Genomic DNA, 16,089 nt, shown 5'->3' with positions numbered 1-16,089 from the left:
GTTTTATGTTGTATTCTGTGTCAGGACTAATCAAGTCCTCTCTAAAAAATCTTTCGCAAAACAAATATTTTTATCTGGTAACCATCTTTTTTCTCCAAGTCTTTTTGGCGACGGTGGGGAGATATAGCCTAGCAGCCGTGTTTCGACTGGCTCTACGGATGGCTGGCGTGACCAATTTGACCAAGGATAATATTTTGGATATTCTTGGCCAAACCGGTCCTTTCTTTATTTTGCTGTTTTACCTGTTGTTGCTAGCCGGTTTTATCTTTTTTGAATTTATCTGCTTGATTTATATGGTGACGCGGTCTTACCGTTATTTCCCCCTTAAGCAGATGATGTATACCAGTTTGATCAAACTCAAATGGTTGAGTGGCCCACAGCTGTTTCTCTTTTTAGCTTATTTGATTCTGATGATTCCTTTAGGGAACTTGGGATTGACGTCAAGTCTTTTAGACCGTTTTAGGATACCAGCTTTTATTACAGGTGAATTGACCAAATCGACTCAAGGGAGTTTGCTCTATTATGGGGTTATGGCGCTTGTATTCTATCTCAATATTCGTCTTATCTATGTTTTGCCTCTGTCAGTGGTCAATGCTCGAACGCCTTGGCAAAACATGAAGGAAAGCTGGCGTTTGACTAGACAGGATAAACGCTATTGGATGCTTGCCATTTTTAGTTTAACCGTGATTTTACTGTTAGGTGGCGCCTTGTTCTTTCTACCAGTAACCCTTATCTTTAACTGGCTAGATAGTACATGGAGTAACATTGCGTTGCAAACGCTGTTTTATTCACTGATTAGGTTGAGCCGCTATGTGCTAATCTTTGCTAATAAATTGATCATCATTGAGGTGTTACTCGTTTTCTTGTTTAAGAAGGATGAAGAAGAAGCAGATTATCCCTATGTTGGCTTAGAGGCTAAGGAAGCTACTCCTATGATCTACCCTAAGTGGACCAGGCTAGTTTTAGGATTCGCTTTGCTTGCCTTTTTAGTGGGCAATGGTTTGCAGCTTTATCTTACAAGTTTGAATCCGCATACCCTGATGATTGCCCATCGGGGAGATGTAACAGCAGGTGTTGAAAATTCGATCGAAGCCTTAGAGTCAGCTCGTCAGAAAGGAGCAGACTTGGTGGAGATGGATGTGGTCATGACAGCTGATCAAGAGCTGGTAGTCATTCATGATAATGACTTAGGACGGTTAGCAGGTGTTGACTGGAAAGTATCTGAGAGCCAGTTGGCTGATTTGGAAGGCCTTCCAATCCATCAAGGGAAGTTCCGCAGCAAAATTGATCGTTTTGAGACCTATTTCCAGAAGGCCAAAGCTCTCAATCAACCCTTGTTAATCGAGCTAAAACCATACGGGCATGAGCCTGAAGATTATGTGGACCTAGTGATTAAACGCTTAAGAGCTCTAGGTCTAAGACCAGGTGACAAAGTCATGTCCTTGAATCTAGCTGTTATGGAAGAGTTGGAGCGTAAAGCACCTGAAATTGAGACAGGTTATGTGATTCCTTTGCAATTTGGCGTATTTGACCAACATAAAGTGGACTTCTATGTGATTGAAGATTTTTCCTATAATGATCTCAGCATGTGGCAAGCGGAACAAGAAGGCAAGGAAGTCTATGTTTGGACGATCAATGAACGCTCAACGATGACCAATTATCTCCAGAGTCCTGTTAATGGCATTATTACCGACGACTTGGCTCTTTTTAAAGCAGAAAAAGAAGATATCCAGGAGGATGATAGTTATTTTGCGCGTGCTATGCGGTTACTGTCTCTAGATAATTAAAGAACCCTGCCCTGTTTGTTAACTGCACCCCAAAAGTCAGGCAGAAACAGTCTAACGCTGAGGTGCTTTTCTTATGCCATTAAGCCATGAAGAGAGACAAAAGAGTTATAGGCTGAGAAAAATGGGGTGACATGCCCCCTTAGTGAACAGTATGCAGTCAACAGCTTCAGTATCAATTACCTGTTCAAACTCATAAACAAGTGTGGTTGTGAGGTGGCTAAATAGCTAAGAATCTCTACCACTTGCCAAAATTAAAAGAAGAAATACTTGATAGAGTCCTAGGGGATGATTGCTTGAGAAAGCAGGAGGTCATGTCAAATCCTATTGCGCTTTCCAATTGGATAGCGCAATACAAGAAAAAACGGGGAGACTATTCTTGAGAAAGTGAGAGCGGGACTGCCTAGGATGCGTCGAAAGAGCACTAGTCCTGATAAAGGGGGAATGGAATTCTTTTTTGGTATTCTCAAGTCTAAGATGTTTTATGATGTTGAGAATGTTGCCAATCTCTGGACGAACGCGAACAAGCCATTAGCGACTCTATTTTTACGACACTTACAAACGCATAAAGACAAAAATAAAAGGACTTAATCCTGTGCAATACAGAACTAAATCCGTTCACTGCTATTGAGGTTACTTAGCGATTGGCGTTTTCACTACTAACGAGATCGCTGTCTGAATTTTCTTTAGAACGGGAGCTAACCTCGTTGAGAATTTGCTCATCCAAATGAGTAGCAGGAGTTATGACCTCCTTAGCTTGAGAAGGAACTGTTTCGGTGATATCAGGGATGACCTGATCAAGTTGTTCGGAAATATTTTCTGCTGACATAGCTTGTCCTCCATTTTAGGGGTTGTCTCCGTGATTAAAATGACCTCAGTGACAACTTGAAATATTATTTATAGTGTCATTATATCGAAATTTTAGGAATTGTCAATGCAAAACTATCAAAAGACAGCTCTTTTTTGAAAAATAGTTGTCACTCATTCGGAGTAGGATTGTTCTAACTCTAACAGTCAAAAAGCCACTGTAATTAGTTCAGTGGCTTTAGCTTATTTCAGGTTAAAAATATTAGTCATCCTAGCATAGCTAGGTTCATCACCGATAAAATAGACAATATCATCCTTCTGTAAAGATTGGTAGGGACTTGGTGAGAGAATTAACTCATTCTTGCGCTCAATAGCGACAATAGTCGCCCCTGTTTTATGCCAGATTTGGGCTTCTTGCAGCGGTATGCCGATTAAATCAGAGTCATTGGAGAGTTTGAGGCCGTAGGGATCCAGTGGGTATTTTTTATTGACAAGTTTGGTTTGCTCAACATAGACAGAGACAAGGCCTTTTAATTCTTTGAGTTGCAATTCTTGTTCATCAATTTTTTCCAAGATACGCTTTTTTTGGGTTTCTATATCGTTAGTGCTCTCGAAATCCTCAATAAACTCGATGGCTTTCTCTTTGGACAGAACTACGGCGCCACTGCCATGTTTAAGATTTACAATATGCAAGTCCGATAAGATATTCAATGCTCGTCGTGTCGTTTCAGGGGAGACACCAAAGCTGGCTGCTAACGTTGAGCGAGCTTTTATTTTTTCTCCAACAGGGTAATCACCAATGGCAATCTTTTTAGCGACTTCAATAGCAATTTGTTGAAACTTTGACGTTTTTATAATTTTACGATTGGGCATTTTGGCTCCCTTTATCATTAGTTTTATGCGGTAAAGTAATCTTTCTCCTATTGTAGCATGTTTTAGGAATAAAATCATCCCATATTACAGGTGTTTTAGAAAAGGTAAAAAATGAAATAAACACCATAAAAGACAACAAGGATAAAAAAATATGTTGTCAACTAAGCAAAGTAGTTGACGAGAGATGGGAATTATTCTATAATGACAATATAAATAAAAAAGAAAGTTGTCACATTTAGAAGACTACACTTCTTATAAAAGATGTTGTTTGGTGGCAAAGGGGAATCATTATGTTGTGGTCAATTATTGTCGGAGCACTTATCGGTGCCATTGCAGGGGCGCTTACTAAAAAAGGTGGCTCAATGGGTTGGATTGCGAACATTCTAGCTGGTCTGATTGGATCGTCAGTTGGTCATTCGCTTTTTGGAACATGGGGACCTAGTCTGGCTGGTATGGCTTTGGTGCCATCTATTTTAGGAGCGGTTATCGTTGTTTCCGTTGTCTCTTTCTTGCTTGGAAGATCTCGCTAAGGATATTAGAATGTAATCAACATCTGTTAGGATTAGGAGGAACAATTTCTTTCTAGTTAACTAGTCAAAATAAAGTCAAGGTGGTGGTTATTCTGTATGATAGGGTTAGAGTTTCAAGTTATGAGACAATAGCAGTGGCGATTGCATGCTCGATTCACCGTGAAGAAATCAAGGTTGGTGAGAAGTTAGCGCCAATGGTCAAACTCGGAAAACAGTTTGGTGTCTCACGAGAGACGGTAAGGAATGGCTTGAAGTTGTTGGCTGATGGCGATGTTATCTCTCTTCAGCATGGTAGAGGGGTGATTGTACTTTCTAGAGAGAGCGCAAGAGCTTTCTTGGACGATTTTCAGCAACAAACAGAAATCAGAGCTATTTATAACGAAATTTCTGGCATGATCCATCAACAGGAATCCGACTTGGATAAGTTAAAGCATTTGGTGGGACAATTGACACAAAAAATGTCACCACTCCCTAAAGAGATGTAATAAGAAAGGAAATCCATGGGAAAAAGAGTACCAAGAACAAGTAAATTAACACGTTTAATCCAAATTGTGACCATTGTACTTCCGGCCATTCAGGTTGTTAGAGGCATGATTCAAGATTATAAGGCGGACAAGAGAGAAAGGAAGTAATGTTTATGGCAAAAGGCGTCAAAAAAGGAGCTAACGGGCTTCAAAAGATTTTAACAATGGCAACCATGGCGGGTATTGCCTACAATTCCCTGAGCAAGGAAGACAAACAGGCGCTCCAGCAAAAGGGGAAGCAATTACTTGATCGTTTCTTGAAAAAAGATACCAGCAAACCATTAGTGGATGTGATTGAAGCAGAAGATATCAATGATAATGACTTAAACACTCCGCTATAGATAGAAAACAAACCACTACATGATGTGCATTATCAGATTGGCGCATCGTGTGGTGGTTTTATGCTGAGTAAATCGTTGGTTTAGGGAGTCTGCAACCCTTAGTAGTGTGAAGACAGGTGATTTAGCCAATGTTTGTTGTGGAGGGGCTTGGAATGTTTGACTTTCTTTCTTGACCTAGGCGTCCTACGTTAGAACAGTTCAAACAAGCAGTAGTGGGCAAAACAGATGAGAGTGGGACAGACGTCCATGACGACTTCGTCCTCACCCACAAACAATGAAAACTAAGCGCAAAGCCCTCATTAGGTGTATAATCCTAGTGAGGGCTTTGTGGTTGATGATTTACTGATGGCTACTTGCCAATCGAGGGACAAACTAATCCACTCTACCTACGAGCACCCAGAAATATCGCCATTATGAGGCATGAGTATAAAATTACGATTTTTATTAGGTAGACAAGTCCTCTCATTATGTATAAGGAGGTCTCTATCATGGATATTCTCTATGAATCTTGTGCTGGTATCGATGTTCATCAAGCGATGATTGCAGTCTGTGTCTTGCACGGTCCCCTCACTTCAACTCGTCCAAAACGTGAGGAAAAACGATTCGACACAACAACCGCTGGTTTGAAAGAATGTCGAGAATTTCTTCTGTCCCTCCACGTTCAAGCTGTTGGCATGGAGAGTACAGGTGTTTACTGGAAACCTGTATGGCATGCCCTTGTGAACGACTTTGAGCTGATATTGGCTCATCCGGACCATATGAAGGCTATTCTAGGTCAGAAAACCGACAAGAAGGATTCTCACTGGATTGCCAAATTAACACGGATTGGTCTGCTTCCTCGGAGTTTCGTTCCCGATGAAACCATTCAAGAATTGAGGGAGTTGACCAGACAACGAAAACATTATGTGGAAAGTCGTCATCGAGAAACCAACCGTATCCATAAAATTCTTCAGTCAGGCGGTATTAAGCTAACGACCTATATCGAAGATATTATGGGACTCTCTGGTCGTAATCTCCTTCAGCTACTGGTTGATGGGACGCCTATTACAGCTCGCATTGTTCATCAATCCGTTTATACCAGCTTGAAGAAGAAAGTGCCGCAGCTTCTGGAAGCCTTGGACGGTTATTTCTCTGACCATCACCGCTTTATGTTAACTCAGTCTTTGGAGTTTTATGATTTCTATCAGAAACAGATTGAGATACTAGAAAATCGAATCAATTATTATTTAATGCAATATGAAGACCAAGTAGAACTATTGGATTCCATCCCAGGCATTGATGTCATTACAGCTTCCGTCTTTATAGCTGAGGTCGGAGTAGAGATGAGTCAATTCAAAACAGCGGGCCATCTTGCTTCTTGGGCAGGGCTTTGTCCAGGAAACAATGAGAGTGCTGGTAAAAAGCGAAACACCAAGATTCGACACGGGAATGCCTACTTGAAGAAATGTCTCTGCCAAGCTGTTTATGCGGCCAGGCGACAGAAAGGGAGTCCGATTTCTCAACGATTTTATCAGTTACAAGCCAGACGAGGTCCGCAGAAAGCAACCATCGCCACCGCACACCAGCTATTAAAACTTGCTTATTTCCTAATTGCCAACAACTTAACTTACGAAGAATATCTACACCAAAAAAGATTGTTAGAGACGAGCTAACAATCCATATAAATTTTTTCACTTTGAGTATATCATAGGGGAGGATTTTTTGCATGTTTTTTAGTTTTCGTATAAAAAAGTCGGCAATTCGCCAGAATTCGATGAGTCGTTAGCCCACCTCCGCATAGCTCAAACAGTCAGGGAAGTGACTGTTTGAGGTTGGAAATTTGGGAAAGATATTTCCCTCATTCGTTAGGGCTGCAAAAGCTGATAAAATCAGCGAATTAGGAGCCACTCAACCACTGCGCCTTGTTTAAAAATTAAAAATCACTTGAGAGGTTAGGAGGTTTGTCCCAGACTCAATTCAATTGTCGGTTTTAGGTCTAGATTGGCTGCTCAGAGTTCGTGACGATTCCCTTGCAAACGTTTATACACTCTAAGAAAAGTGTTATAGAGTGAACTATTTTTGATTAAAGGGGAGTTAGCAATACATCTCATAGGTTATCGAAATGTGTTCTGGATAATAGAAAAATCCCCCCTCTTCTTCAGAAAAACGGAAGTAAGAGCAGGAGATGTTGAATGTTAGACGTTGAGGACCTTGTCCAAGAAATCCTTCAAACGCGGATGTTGCGGATGATCAAAAATCTGATCTGGCGAGTTATCCTCTAGGAATTCGCCACCGTCTGTAAAGATGACACGGTTGGCCACCTTTCTAGCAAAGCCCATTTCATGGGTTACGATCAGCATGGTCATCCCTTGCTGAGCGAGGTCTTTCATGACATTGAGCACATCACCAACCATTTCGGGATCAAGGGCTGATGTCGGCTCATCAAAGAGCATGATATCTGGTTTCATGGCTAAGGCACGAGCAATAGCGACACGTTGTTTTTGGCCACCAGAGAGGCTTTCTGGCATGGCGTCGCGCTTGTCTGAGAGTCCGACTTTCTCTAGGAGCTCCAAGGCATATGCTTCAGCCTCTTTTTTGGTCATGAGCTTGTGTTCTCTGGGAGCGAAAGTGATATTATCTAAGACGGTCATATGGGGAAAGAGGTTGAAGTGTTGGAAAACCATACCGATATTTTCCCGAACTTCATCGACCTTCGTTTTTTTATCAGTCAAGTCATAACCATTGACAATGATATGGCCGCTAGTAGCTGTTTCCAGTAGATTGAGACTGCGTAAAAAGGTGGATTTTCCAGATCCAGAAGGTCCGATGATGCAAACCACGTCACCTTCGTAGAACTGGGCAGTAATGCCTTTCAAAACCTCGTTTTCACCATAGTATTTATGTAAATCTTGAACATCAATTTTTAATTTTGACATTACTTATTCCTCTTTTCTAAGCCTTTGGCTAAACGTGTTAGTAGGGTAATGATGATGAGATACAATACTGCTAGTATAGCATACATGCGGAAAGATTGGTAATTTCGAGCAATGATAATTTTTCCGGTTTGGAAGAGTTCCACCAAGCCGATGGCTGAGATGATGGTGGTGTCTTTTAAAGTAATGACAAACTGGTTGATAAAGTTTGGTAACATGATCTTAGTGGCTTGTGGCAAGATGATCCGTTTCATGGTCTTGCTGTAAGAGATACCTAAGCTTCGGCTAGCTTCCATCTGACCGACAGGGACGGCTTCGATTCCGCCGCGGACGATTTCTGCAATGTAAGCACCGGAGTTGAGGGATAAGGCAATGACACCTGCAACAAAATCATTGATGGGACTTTGTTGACCCGTTAAGCTTTCAATCAGGTTTGGAATGCCCCAGAAGATGAAGGCGGCGACAATCATTAGTGGAATCCCACGGACAACATCCACGAAGAAAGAGGCAATCAAACGAAGTATTTTAAAGGGACTAGCAGCCATGAGGCCAAAAAGGATTCCAATCAGGATGGCGATGGCAAAGGAAATTAAAGCTAATGAAAGTGTGATACCGAGGCCTTTTAGCAGTTGTTGCCAATTGTTTTTAAGGAGGCCTGAAATGGTTGTTTCATCGACGCCTTGATTAGTGCTTTCCTCTGTCTCAGAGAAATATTTGGCTAGGATCTTGTCGTATTCACCGGATTCAACAAGGGCTGCAAGACCATTGTTAAACATCTCAATCAGTTCAGGATTGCTTCCTTTTTTGACAGCAAACCCATATTGTCCAATTGGTGTTCCTGCAATTGGCGTTGCTAAATTTTGCCCTTGGTTGATGGCGTATTTAACAATAGGTTCATCATCCATGACAGCTGCCAAGGCTCCAGTATTGAGGGAATCGTACATGGCTGATGCTTCTGAGAAGGTCTTGATGCTATAGCCATACTGGTCTTTGTATTCTTCTAGAAAACTCTGAGAAGCAGTTCCGTTTTTTACCCCGACTGTTTTGCCTTTGAGATCTTCATAGGTTTTAATGTCACTGTCTTTAGGAACCGCTAGAATGGCATTTGCAGTATAGTAGGCGTCTGAAAAATCAAAGGTTTTCTTGCGCTCATCTGTAATAGACATCCCTGCGATCATCCCATCAGCTTGGCCTGACTGGATGGCATTTAGTGCAGCATCAAATCCAGGATTTTGAATCTCAAGGTCAAAACCTTGGTGTTCAGCGATCGCTTTGATGATGTCCATATCAATTCCGACATAGGTATTGGAATCGTCTTGGAATTCAAAGGGGGCGAAGGAGGAATCACTGACAATGGTATAGGTAGTTTTGAGTGGGGTTGCCTTGTTGAGGACGTTGCCGGTCAAGGTAAGTGATGACGATGCACTTGTCTCTGTGCTGTTGTCGTTTTCTCCAATGTATTCTGCTAGGATTTTATCATAAGTGCCGTCGGCCTTCATTGCCTTTAAGGCTTTATTGAAATCTGTAACCAAGCTTTCATTGGCGCTCCCTTTTTTGACGGCGAAACCAAAAGAACCAACGGATTCGGATTCCATATTGATGGCTAAATCTTGCCCTTGGCTAATGGCGTACTGAATAACAGGAGTGTCATCCATCACAGCATCAATAGCGCCTGCGCTGAGGCTGTTATACATTTCTGTTCCAGTATCAAAGGCCTTAATGGTAAATCCATGTTCGTCCTTTAAGTCTTCCAAAAAACTTTGCGCTACAGTCCCATTTTTGACCCCGATGGTCTTATCTTTGAGGTCTGAATAGTGACTGATTTTATTCTTAGATAGAGTTGCAATAACGATAGAAGTCTCAAAGTAAGGGTCAGAAAAGCTAAAGACGTCCTTACGGGCTTCGGTAATCGTCATCCCTGCCATAATGGCATCTGCCTGGCCTGCTTGAACAGCATTGACTGCAGCATCGAATCCAGGATAGGTGTTCTTGGACTTCCAACCAGAGCGTTTGGCAATCTCTTGGATAATAGCAACGTCAATCCCTTTATAGTCTCCGTTAGTATCTTGAAATTCAAAAGGGGCATAAGTAGAGTCGAAAACGATATCAATGGTATCGTCTGCCTTAGCGGATTGACCTAAAAATAGGCTCCATATAGGGAATAAGGTTAGCATAATTGCTAGTATTTTTTTCTTCATAGTGAACTCCTTTTTGTGAAGATGTGGTCTATTATAGCAAATTCTGAAGCTAAAGGCAAATTTTTTGGAAAACCATGTCATAAAATCTAACATGGAGGTGTACTGCTTTGGTTGGAAAATCGAAGCGCATTAAGGTATAATAAAAGAAAACGCTGACTTTATTTGTCAGTCATTAGAAAGAGGTATATCGTTATGATGATCACAACGTCACAAAGCATAGATGGCCATCAGGTAACAGCCTATAAGGGTATTGTTTTTGGTGAAGTAATCACTGGTATCAATATGTTCAAGGATATCGGGGCGGGTTTGCGCAATATTTTTGGCGGGCGATCAGGAAGCTATGAAGGGGAGTTAACAGAAGCTAGAGAGACCGCTTTAAAAGAAATGGAAGAGCGCGCTAGGAGTCTGGGAGCTGATGCCGTTATTGCTGTCAAAATGGACTATGAAGTTCTTGGCGCCGACAACGGCATGCTCATGGTGACCTGCAGCGGCACAGCGGTTAAGTTGACGTAAAAACGAAAAAGAAGAAGAGTCTGGGACAGACGAAGCTGGGCAAAAACTAGTTTCAAAATTAAACCACACAGTGAATTCTGTCTTGGAAACAATCAAGAAGTAAGAATCATAGTGTGGTTTTTGATGTTTAGCTGTTTTAGCAGCCAAATTCTTAGCCAATTTTGTGAGATTCATGCTCATGAAGAGCAAGCCAATCTCTGTTTGGACAGCTTGGTGACCTCTAACGTGAACCCTGCGTACGCCAAAAACACTCTTCAATCGGCCAAAAACGGGTTCGACATTGATTTTCCGTTCGGCGTAGATATGAGAGCCTTCTTTGCTATGTAATTTTTCCTTGATAAGTTCTTTAAAGTAATGCCAAGTCGGATTGTAATGGATTTGTTTCTGACGACCACACTCGGTTTTAGCTAGTTGTTCCAACCCTGGTGTGTCTTGAACCTTATCCGCCTCATAAATTTTAAAGTCACGTTTAAAGCCATACTTGTCCGTTCGACGAGAATAGTGTTTAAAGGAATACACAACCCCGTCTGGTTTCACAAACTGATCCGTTTCTTCAAGGTAAGTCCAGTTGTTTTGGTTTTGAGGACTGTTTTTATATTTCTTAGTCCGTTCCTTCTGATACATGCTGTATGGAATCAGAGGTGTTTTCTCCAACTCATCAATGATAAAACTATAATTCTCTTCACTCCCATACCCTGCATCAGCTACAATGTTTTGAAACAAGTCTAGAGTTTGGATGGATTCGAGGAAAGGCTTTAACGTTCTAGTATCTGTTGGGTTTGGGAGTAAAACAGTCCAGTGGACTGTTTTAGCCTGAGCCTAGAAAGAAGAATGCGAAGTGGAGTAGGCAAGAACATATTGAGCATTGGTAGCTGCTTGGACATTGTATCCAGGTTTGAGCTGACCATTTTGCATATGATCTTCTTTCATTCGCATAAAAGTGGCATCATGGTCTGTTTTGGAAAAGGAATGACGTTCTTGGAGGATTGCTCTAGCTTCCTCATAACGCTGTTTGCGAGGGAGGTAATCTTTCTTCAATTGGTTGCGAAGTTTCTTGATGCGACGGCACTTCTGTTTATTGGCAGAGCCCCCCTTGATCACTTTGGGTTCCCATAGCATCCATACTAATCAGACAACCTTTAACAGAAATGTTGTCTAATAGGGCTGGAATAGCTGTGATTTCATTACTTTTTTCATCGGTTGCGACTTGACCGTAACAGATGCCCTGCTCTGTCGCATAGGCAGACACCATGTGAAGGGATTTTTGAGTGGCACTGCCATTGCCCCTAATTGTTTTCCCATCAATAGCCAGAAGATTTTTGGCAAAGGTCGGAAAAGTGGTCGCAGACAGTCTAGCCTCTTCAAGTAGGTTTGACCATATTAACGTGACGGTTACCAAGACTTGAGGATCCAAGGTTGCGAAAACACGCTGCAGGGTGTCATGAGAGGGAATCCCATTATCCAGTTTAAGAAGGGCACGCAAGGAAGACTCATAGGCCTTACCGAAATCTTCGATTTCCTCCCAGTACTCGGCCCTAGCTAGACGAGCAAAGAAGATGAGGAGGATAATATCAGACAACAGGTGATGGACTTTGCGATGGTCACTCAGGTCGTGAACAGACATTAAGAACTTGACAATCTCTGGCATAAAAATACCTCCTCTAACTATTATAGCTAACAAAGAGGGAAAGTAATTTGTGAAAGATGTTAAAAACGATGGTTTCTTCATGCGTACGGCGTGGTTCGTTGCCTTTTCACCTTGACTTTTGGGGGAGGAAGGAGTACAATTAATCTGTTTTCTTCGTATTGTGCTCTGCACATACTTTACACATAGAAAATAAGTATTTAAAGGAGTTGTTTTTATGCAACAGAATAAAACATTTAACAACAATCAGACTAAGGAGTTGCGTTTTTCTATCCGCAAATTTAAGGCTGGTGTGGCTTCAATCGCAATTGCTGCTTTTTGGATATTTGGCGGCGCCAGTGCGTCTGCCGAGGAGATTGCTACTCAAGGTGAGTCAAGTCAATATTCAACCTTAGTAACTGCGCGTGAGGCAGATAGAGAAGCAACGTTTAATTATGTTATAGAATATCGTGACACAAACGGTCAATTAATTGCTAGTGAAGAGAAGTCAGTGCAGGTTACGACTGCAGAAGATATCGCAAGTATTACGATTACGGAAACAGCAAAAGAGTCTGAGTCATATGATGTTATTTCAGCAAGGAATCAAACAAAGGACTTGAAAGAAGGTGAAGTCGGATATTTTGTTTTTACAGTATCTAATGCGAAACCGCTTGTTGGGAATGACAAAGCTGAAGAGACCGATACCTCTATTGAGTTTGCCGAAGCTAAACCCGTTCAAGGTCAAAAAGCGATTAGCTATAAGGTACAATATGTTGATATTAATACAGGACTGTTAGTTGCAACTAGTCCTGCTAAAGTCGCTACTGCTGATGTCTATGATGGGGAGGTTCCTCGTGCGACAGTAACTGAAGTGGCTGAATTACCTTCAGGCTACCAACTTGCTGAAGGTCAAGCAGAAACCATTACTCAAGATGTTATTTATGGACAGCGTAGTAGTAAACTTCTAACCTTCAGTGTTACGAAATCTGATGCACAAGTTAATCTTCCTGAGGGAGCAAGTTTTCGGGCAACTGTAGATAATAGTAAGTATCTTCAAGGTGAGGTCACTTATACGCTTAATGAAGCAGATAGCGTTCGTGGGGGAAAAAATGACACGAAAACCATGGGAGATGTTGTCGTTCGTACCAAAGAAAATACTGACGGAACCTTTGAAATGGTTATTACGACAACAACAAAAGCTGGTAGTAAGTCTGACGTTCGAGATCAGCACATTGGATATGCCCTATATAACGGGAATTCACTTATAACTCCAACTACAGTGACAGCTAATGGTTCACCTGTTAATTCAACAGGTACAGATGTATTAGCAAAAACTTGGGGAGGAACGGGTGACAGCACACAAGCCGTTGTTTATAGCGCTCCCCTAACCCCATCAAAAGAAATCAGATGGGAAGCTATTTATAAGGGACTAACTCCTGCTGATTATAGCCTTAAAATGGCAACCGTCTCTGTTGCACAAGGTGCTACCGCAACTACTTTAGGGTATGATGCTGTAGAAAGAAGCAACTATGATGGTAGAGTAAGTTATTCTGGTGGTAGCCGTTTTGGTAAGACGGTTACTATTCCGCTTAAGCGTTCATTGCCTTTCGTTCAACCTACTACTTATGTTGCTTGGAATGGTGATGCTATACACCAGGTATTAGAAAAAGCTGAAGGACGTCAGCCAACGAATCTTGTTTTTGTTCAATCAGAAGGAGGTCAGTCGTACCCAGGACGTTCAACAACTAACAGCGAATCTTACTTAACCCCCAGTGTAGACAGTACTGGTGTACCGCATGTTGATGGTTTGTTGGCTCACTCTGGACCAGCAACATGGTCAACTTACTATGCAGAAAACTATAATAGTACAATAACTCCAAATACGAGCCGTTACTATGTACTAAATGCAGACAATTCAGCAGTTATTAATGTACCGGAAGGGGAAAAGTTAACTCGGAGCATGATTAATCAGGCGGTTCTAGCTATGCTTGAGCGAGTTAATGCTTCCGTTGTAAGTGATAAGAATAATCCAGAAGCTTATAAAGCTCTAGATTATCTGATTGCCCAACCTGATGAACAATCAACTTGGCCAACATCAGGTCGTGATAAAAAAATTAATGTTACTGTTAAAACTCATTCGGATTATGAGACAGTTAAAGATCTACTTGAAAATGCTGAGTTAACAGAGACTCAGCGAGCTGATTTAACCGCCTATTTTAAGAATTTAACTCCTCAGTCTGTTCATAGACGTGAAGTTACTGTGACGATAAATTTCCCGGAACAACCGCCTCGAGTTGATCTTGCGAAACCTTATGTTTTCTGGGTTAATAATAATGATAAAATTGACCAAACTCTTAACGTAGATGCGGATACCACAATTAAAGAAGCATATTTTTCCACGTCTACAGGTGCGCGTCAAGGTTTAGACGGTTTGGTAATGACCTTGGAAAATGATAAGGTAAAAATCAGAGGAACTCTTGCTCAGGGGCGTACAGAACCAGGTGAGTGGTCACGTGAAGTCACTGTAGTTGATGATGCTAATCGTAAAACATCAACGACAGATAAATCTGCTTATGTGGGACTTGTTGCGGCTGATAGTGTTATCGATATTAAAAACGTGACCAAAGGAGAAGCTTCTGTTACAGAGGAGCGTATTCTAGCTAATGCTAAAGCAACTGTACGATCAGGGGCTGATGCTGTCAATATCTACCACTTTAATAAAGAGACAGATGTTGTAGCAAAGCTTGCAGAAGGTCAAACACTCCCTATATCAGGTGTTGACAATAAAGTTTTGGTTAATCTAACAACAAAGGATGGCCATACTAAGCAAGTTATTGTAACAGTTAACTACGAACTAGATCAGACAACTGCTGAAAAAACTACCCCTAAAGCCCCAGCCAAAACACCAGTGTCTGACCTCAATAAGCTAACAGAAGACGAAAAAGCTAAGGTGGCAGATGCGGTTAAGAAAGCAAACCCTGACTTCCCAGAGAGAACAACAGTTGAGGTTGGTAACGATGGTACAGTCACTGTCACTTATCCAGATCAGTCAACGGATACTATTCCAGCTGACCAGACAGTTGAGAAAAAAGTACCAATTACTGATGGCTTCACTCCAAAAGATCCTGTCAAGACCGTTGTTTCAGATAAGACTAAATTGACAGAAGAAGAAAAAGGTAAGGTTTCTGAAGCTGTTAAGAAAGCAAACCCTGACTTCCCAGAGAGAACAACAGTTGAGGTTGGTAACGATGGTGCAGTCACTGTCACTTATCCAGATCAGTCAACTGATACTATTCCAGCGGATCGGACGGTTGTTGGTAAGCCAATTACAGATGAGATTAACCCTAAAGCCCCAGCTAAAACACCAGTCTCTGACCTCAATAAGCTGACAGAAGACGAAAAAGCTAAGGTGGCAGATGCGGTTAAGGCCTCAAATCCAACCTTCCCGAACAATACTGATGTAACAGTTGATGACAAAGGGAATGTGACGATTACTTATCCAGATCAGTCAACGGATACTATTCCAGCTGACCAGACAGTTGAGCAAAAAGCACCAATTACTGATGGCTTCACTCCAAAAGATCCTGTCAAGACCGTTGTTGCAGATAAGACTAAATTGACAGAAGAAGAAAAAGGTAAGGTTTCTGAAGCTGTTAAGAAAGCAAACCCTGACTTCCCAGAGAGAACAACAGTTGAGGTTGGTAACGATGGTGCAGTCACTGTCACTTATCCAGATAAGTCAACGGATACTATTCCAGCGGATCGGACGGTTGTTGGTAAGCCAATTACAGATGAGATTAACCCTGAAGCCCCAGCTAAAACACCAGTGTCTGACCTCAATAAGCTGACAGAGGACGAAAAAGCTAAGGTGGCAGATGCGGTTAAGGCTTCAAATCCAACCTTCCCGAACAATACTGATGTAACAGTTGATGACAAAGGGAATGTGACGATTACTTATCCAGATCAGTCAACGGATACTATTC

12 protein-coding genes and 3 pseudogenes are annotated in these 16,089 nt (G+C 41.7%); 9 read left to right on the top strand and 6 right to left on the bottom strand.

Going from position 1 to position 16,089, the window contains the following annotated elements; all coding sequences use genetic code 11:
* The first annotated feature begins 5 nt into the window (after window positions 1-5).
* Window positions 6-1,787 carry a glycerophosphoryl diester phosphodiesterase membrane domain-containing protein gene (locus tag HF992_RS07560; RefSeq protein ID WP_168549440.1) on the top strand — a complete coding sequence of 594 codons (1,782 nt, stop codon included), beginning with the start codon at window positions 6-8 and terminating at the stop codon, window positions 1,785-1,787.
* Between the two features lie 405 nt (window positions 1,788-2,192).
* A pseudogene (locus tag HF992_RS12030) lies at window positions 2,193-2,415 on the top strand (IS3 family transposase); the annotation flags it as partial.
* 6 nt (window positions 2,416-2,421) lie between these two features.
* On the opposite strand, the gene HF992_RS07555 reads toward HF992_RS12030, so the two are convergent.
* The gene (locus HF992_RS07555) at window positions 2,422-2,613 is read right to left on the bottom strand and encodes a hypothetical protein (RefSeq protein ID WP_168549439.1); all 192 of its coding nucleotides are present in this window, start codon (window positions 2,611-2,613) and stop codon (window positions 2,422-2,424) included.
* A gap of 221 nt (window positions 2,614-2,834) precedes the next feature.
* The gene (locus HF992_RS07550; RefSeq protein ID WP_168549438.1) at window positions 2,835-3,464 is read right to left on the bottom strand and encodes a GntR family transcriptional regulator; all 630 of its coding nucleotides are present in this window, start codon (window positions 3,462-3,464) and stop codon (window positions 2,835-2,837) included.
* 290 nt (window positions 3,465-3,754) lie between these two features.
* On the opposite strand from HF992_RS07550, the gene HF992_RS07545 reads away from it, so the two are divergent.
* From HF992_RS07545 to HF992_RS07530, 5 genes are all read left to right on the top strand, one after another.
* Complete coding sequence (locus HF992_RS07545; protein WP_168549437.1) at window positions 3,755-3,994, top strand: GlsB/YeaQ/YmgE family stress response membrane protein; 240 nt, start codon at window positions 3,755-3,757, stop codon at window positions 3,992-3,994.
* An 80-nt stretch (window positions 3,995-4,074) separates the two neighbouring features.
* The gene (locus HF992_RS07540) at window positions 4,075-4,479 is read left to right on the top strand and encodes a GntR family transcriptional regulator (protein WP_343032964.1); all 405 of its coding nucleotides are present in this window, start codon (window positions 4,075-4,077) and stop codon (window positions 4,477-4,479) included.
* A 15-nt stretch (window positions 4,480-4,494) separates the two neighbouring features.
* The gene (locus tag HF992_RS12220; protein WP_281346973.1) at window positions 4,495-4,626 is read left to right on the top strand and encodes a hypothetical protein; all 132 of its coding nucleotides are present in this window, start codon (window positions 4,495-4,497) and stop codon (window positions 4,624-4,626) included.
* A gap of 5 nt (window positions 4,627-4,631) precedes the next feature.
* Window positions 4,632-4,859 (top strand): hypothetical protein, encoded by a 228-nt coding sequence (locus HF992_RS07535; RefSeq protein ID WP_168549435.1) that lies wholly within the window; start codon window positions 4,632-4,634, stop codon window positions 4,857-4,859.
* Between the two features lie 488 nt (window positions 4,860-5,347).
* A complete protein-coding gene (locus HF992_RS07530; protein WP_168549434.1) occupies window positions 5,348-6,511 on the top strand; it encodes an IS110 family RNA-guided transposase in 1,164 nt (387 codons plus the stop codon).
* A gap of 522 nt (window positions 6,512-7,033) precedes the next feature.
* Here the strand turns inward: HF992_RS07530 and HF992_RS07525 are convergent.
* A complete protein-coding gene (locus HF992_RS07525) occupies window positions 7,034-7,774 on the bottom strand; it encodes an amino acid ABC transporter ATP-binding protein (protein WP_168549433.1) in 741 nt (246 codons plus the stop codon).
* A complete protein-coding gene (locus HF992_RS07520) occupies window positions 7,774-9,969 on the bottom strand; it encodes an ABC transporter substrate-binding protein/permease (protein ID WP_168549432.1) in 2,196 nt (731 codons plus the stop codon). Before HF992_RS07520 ends, HF992_RS07525 begins: the two co-directional genes overlap by 1 nt.
* Before the next feature lie 192 nt (window positions 9,970-10,161).
* On the opposite strand from HF992_RS07520, the gene HF992_RS07515 reads away from it, so the two are divergent.
* On the top strand, window positions 10,162-10,482 hold the full coding sequence (locus tag HF992_RS07515; protein WP_168549431.1) for a putative heavy metal-binding protein: 321 nt from the start codon (window positions 10,162-10,164) through the stop codon (window positions 10,480-10,482).
* A gap of 30 nt (window positions 10,483-10,512) precedes the next feature.
* Here the strand turns inward: HF992_RS07515 and HF992_RS07510 are convergent.
* Window positions 10,513-11,592, bottom strand: a pseudogene (locus HF992_RS07510) (transposase); the annotation flags it as partial.
* Window positions 11,585-12,130: pseudogene (locus HF992_RS07505) on the bottom strand (ISAs1 family transposase); the annotation flags it as partial. The pseudogenes HF992_RS07510 and HF992_RS07505, both read right to left, overlap by 8 nt.
* Window positions 12,131-12,344: 214 nt before the next feature.
* Here HF992_RS07505 and HF992_RS07500 point away from each other — a divergent pair.
* A partial coding sequence (locus tag HF992_RS07500) for a MiiA motif-containing surface protein (protein WP_168549430.1) occupies window positions 12,345-16,089 on the top strand: 3,745 nt, incomplete at its 3' end.

The sequence above is a fragment of the Streptococcus ovuberis genome (assembly GCF_012396585.1).
GTDB lineage: Bacteria > Bacillota > Bacilli > Lactobacillales > Streptococcaceae > Streptococcus > Streptococcus ovuberis.
Note: the sequence above shows the minus strand (reverse complement) of the source record. Positions and strands in the feature narration are given on the sequence as shown.